At 69.7% G+C, this 3,913-nt stretch carries 4 protein-coding genes; 2 read left to right on the top strand and 2 right to left on the bottom strand.

From position 1 onward, the window contains the following. Positions 1-123: 123 nt before the first annotated feature. Positions 124-900 (bottom strand): acetoacetate decarboxylase family protein, encoded by a 777-nt coding sequence (locus G6018_RS13075; RefSeq protein WP_182639835.1) that lies wholly within the window; start codon positions 898-900, stop codon positions 124-126. A gap of 146 nt (positions 901-1,046) precedes the next feature. Between G6018_RS13075 and G6018_RS13070 the strand changes: the two genes are divergently transcribed. Further along, positions 1,047-1,232, top strand: coding sequence for a hypothetical protein (locus G6018_RS13070; RefSeq protein WP_182639834.1), 186 nt, complete (start codon positions 1,047-1,049; stop codon positions 1,230-1,232). A gap of 63 nt (positions 1,233-1,295) precedes the next feature. On the opposite strand, the gene aspA is transcribed toward G6018_RS13070, so the two are convergent. Continuing rightward, complete coding sequence (aspA, locus tag G6018_RS13065) at positions 1,296-2,756, bottom strand: aspartate ammonia-lyase (RefSeq protein ID WP_182639833.1); 1,461 nt, start codon at positions 2,754-2,756, stop codon at positions 1,296-1,298. A gap of 117 nt (positions 2,757-2,873) precedes the next feature. On the opposite strand from aspA, the gene G6018_RS13060 reads away from it, so the two are divergent. Then, complete coding sequence (locus G6018_RS13060; RefSeq protein ID WP_179523720.1) at positions 2,874-3,659, top strand: phosphatase PAP2 family protein; 786 nt, start codon at positions 2,874-2,876, stop codon at positions 3,657-3,659. The last annotated feature ends 254 nt before the right edge of the window (positions 3,660-3,913 follow it).

Here is a 3,913-nt window from a genome sequence, read left to right as displayed (position 1 = left end):
ACCGCGCGGCCGCCGAACCCGCCGCCCGCGAGGCACTCGCCGCATCCCCCCTGAGCCGCTAGCTCCCGAGCCGCGACCCGCAGGTCCGCTACCCGGAGATCCGACCGCGCGGTGGGACGAGGCTCACGTGAGGGTGCGGGGTGCCTGGAACTCGGCCTCGAACCGCTCGAAGGAGAACGTCGCCAGCGCCCGCGCACGGTCGAGCCCGAGCTCGCGGACGGCCTCGGCGATCCGGGCGATGTGGGGATCGCCGTCCTCTGCCCCGGGAGCGATCGTCACCCGGGCGCCCCCCAGTGGTCGGAACCGGCCACCCGAGACCTTGGCGCCGGCGCGGACCAGAACCGGCGCCCCGTCGAGAACCTGGATGCAGTTCATCCCCAGGGAGTGGCGGCCGGGGAGCGGCACTCCCAGGCGGGTGTCGAGCTTCAGGTCGATGCCGCCGGCCCCCGAGGACCCCACCGCCCCCAGACGAGCGTCGTCCAGGGCGCCACCGGCCGTCCCGACCATGTCGCCCTTCCACTTGGGAAAGCCCCAGAGTTCGTTGCCCGCCGCGAGGGTGAAGTCCTGGTCGACCGGCAACTCGTGGATGTGCTGCTGGACCCCCACTCCCGGGACCTTGACCTGGAACGCCAACCCCACCTCGTGGTATCCACCCAGGACGTTGCCCGGGACATCGTGGTACCGGACATGGATCATCGTGACCGGCGTACGGCCACCGGGGAGGGACACGGGCTCGGCCCCCGCGGAATCCAGCACCGCGGACTGGGGGCCGGCGGCGATGAGCCGCCGGGCGACGGCCGTCCGCGAGAGGAATGCGGCGCCCGATATCGAGGCGGAGACGACGGGGACCGGGAACGTGATCTGACGGCCCGCGACGACACGGGTGGTGGGAGAACTCATGCCCCGACGTTAGCCGCTGCGGTAACAGGTTTCAGCATGTTTCGGGGCTAACGTCCCCGTGTTCACCGCGGATAGACCAGGTAGAGACGGGCACCCGGTCCGCCCACGCGGCACAGACCGCGTCGATGTCCACCAGGAGGCACACCATGTTGAAGGCACTCGCCGACTTCTTCGCCCAGTTCGACTTCACCGTCGGATTGTCCGCCGCGATCAACGGCTTCATCTCCGGCTCCACCGCCGCCCTCGAGCAGTCGTTCGGTGTCGACAGCTCGATCGGCCACCTCGCCGTGAGCAGCATCGGCCGGGTCGGCCCCGTCGAGAACGGCGCCTGACCCGACTCCCGCACACCGGAGAACCCCCGGTCACCCACCCGGGTGGTCGGGGCGATCCGGTTCTCAGGTGGGATCCGACAGGTCGTCGGGCGGGGCGGCTGCCAGCTGACCACTCGACTTGCCCTTGTACCGGGGCCGCAGCAGGTTCGCGGGGGACAGGATGTCGTCGACCTCCTCCGCCGAGAGCAGGCCCATCTCCAGCACGACCTCGCGGACGCCACGGCCCGAGCGCGCGCACTCACGACCCACCAGGTCGCCGTTGTGGTGACCGATCACGGGATTCAGATAGGTGACGATGCCGATCGAATCCATGACGTTGCGGCGGGCCACCTCGACGTTGGCCGTGATACCCCGCACGCACTTCTCCGTGAGCGTCTCGATCGCCTTGGTGAGCAGGGAGATCGACTCGAACATCGCCTGCGCGATCACGGGCTCCATCACGTTGAGCTGCAACTGCCCCGCCTCGGCCGCCATCGTCACCGTGACGTCGTTGCCGATCACCTTGAAGCAGACCTGGTTGACCACCTCGGGGATCACCGGGTTCACCTTGGCCGGCATGATCGACGACCCCGCCTGGAGCTCGGGGAGGTTGATCTCGTTGAATCCCGCGCGCGGGCCGGAGGAGAGCAGACGCAGGTCGTTGCAGATCTTGGACACCTTGGACGCGGTCCGCTTGAGAGCGGCGTGGACGTTGACGTAGTCGCCGGTGTCGCTGGTCGCCTCGATGAGGTTCATGGCCCCGGTGACCGGCAGACCGGTCACGACCCGCAGGTGCTCGACCACCGCACGGCGGTAGTCGGGCGGTGTGTTGACGCCGGTACCGATGGCCGTGGCGCCGAGGTTCACGTCGAGCAGCATCCGGGCCGCCGCGCCGAGGACGTGGAGTTCCTCGTCGAGGGTCACCGCGAATCCACCGAACTCCTGGCCCATGGACATGGGAACGGCGTCCTGCAACTGCGTCCGGCCCATCTTGAGGACCTCGCGGAACTCCTCCGACTTGTCGTAGCAGGCCTCCCGCAACGCGACGATCGCCGGCTCGAGCCGCTCGAGGGAGTGCCACAGGGCGATCCGGAAACCGGTCGGGTAGGCGTCGTTGGTGGACTGCGACCGGTTGACGTCGTCGTTCGGACTGATGACGTCGTAGGCGCCCTTGGGGTGACCGGTCCGCTCCAGCGCGAGGTTGGCCACCACCTCGTTGGTGTTCATGTTGACCGAGGTGCCGGCCCCGCCCTGATAGACGCACGAGGGGAACTGGTCCATGCAGCGGCCGTCCAGCAGGATCTCGTCGCACGCACCGACGATGGCCTCGGCGATGTCCGGGTCCAGGACTCCCATCTCGAGGTTCGCCAGCGCGGCGGCCTTCTTGACCATGACCATCCCGCGGATGAAGTCCGGGATGTCGCTGATGGTCTTCGAATCGATGGGGAAGTTCTCGACGGCGCGCACGGTGTGGATCCCGTAATAGGCGTCAGCCGGGACCGCCTTCTCACCGAGCAGGTCTCGTTCCACACGGGTCTGGGTCATACGTCCTCCGCTGATCGGGTCGACACGATCCACAGTAGACACGGCCCGCGGTCGGCGCGCGGTGTCACGGTTCGCGGGGATCCCCCGCCGCCGCGCGACCTTGCCTAGGGTGTGGGCATGTCGCGAACGACGACCTCCCGCCGCAGCCGGACCCTGTCCGCGGCGAAGGACGTCCTCCGGCCGCTGACCCCCTCGGACGGGGTCCTGGGCAGCATCGTCGACAGGGGCCAGGTGCCCCTGCCGCGCGGGACCTGGGCGGTGTTCGGCGTCGCGTTCGCCGGGTTCGCGCTACCCGTCATCGGGTTCGTCGAACTGGCCGAGCGGATCAGTTCCGGTGCCAAGCTGCCCTTCGACCGGCCCGTCATGCTGTGGTTGCGCAGGCGACACACCCCGCGCAACACCCGGATCGTCAGGGCGGTCACCGAACTCGGCGGCGTCACCGCCGTCCCGGTCTTCGCGCTCGCCGCCGCGGGTTACCTGGCCTACGTGCGGGGCAGCCGCCGACCGGCCGCGTTGCTCACGGTCTCCCTCGTCGGGTCCACCGTCATCAACTCGGTCCTCAAACTGATGTACCGGCGGGACCGCCCCACCTTCTTCACCCACATCGTCGAGGAGAAGAGCTACTCGTTCCCCAGTGGGCACGCCATGGCGAGTGCGGCGCTCGCCGGCTGCGCCTGCGTGCTCGCGTGGCCGACCGGGTGGCGCTACCCGGTGATCGCCGGGTCCAGCGCCTACGTCCCCGCGGTCGGCGTGACCCGCATGTACCTCGGCGTGCATTTTCCCAGCGACGTCCTCGCCGGCTGGTGCGTGAGCCTGGCCTGGGTGGGCGAGGTGGCCACGATCATGTGGCTCGTCGACCGCCTCGACTACTCCCCTCCGCTGCTCTCGCGTCCGGAGTCGTGATGGGCACCCACGCCCGGATCGTCCTGCACCACGGGGTCATCACCCGACTTCCGGCGGACGCGGTGGTCGACGCCGCCGCCCTGCGCCTGGCCCGGTCCCTTGTCGACTGAGGCGACCTCGCGAGCCGGCGCGGGACCGTCGAACGACGCGACCGCCGCCCCGGCAGTGGTCCTGACCGAGGTCTTCGCCCCGTGGGTGGTGCTCACAGCCGGCTCGCTCCACCTCGGCCACCGGGTGGGCTCGACCGGCTGGGG

The sequence above is a fragment of the Dietzia sp. DQ11-44 genome, from assembly GCF_014145205.1.
In the GTDB taxonomy this organism is placed as follows: Bacteria; Actinomycetota; Actinomycetes; order Mycobacteriales; family Mycobacteriaceae; genus Dietzia; species Dietzia natronolimnaea.
This window is presented reverse-complemented; position numbering and strand designations above follow the sequence as displayed.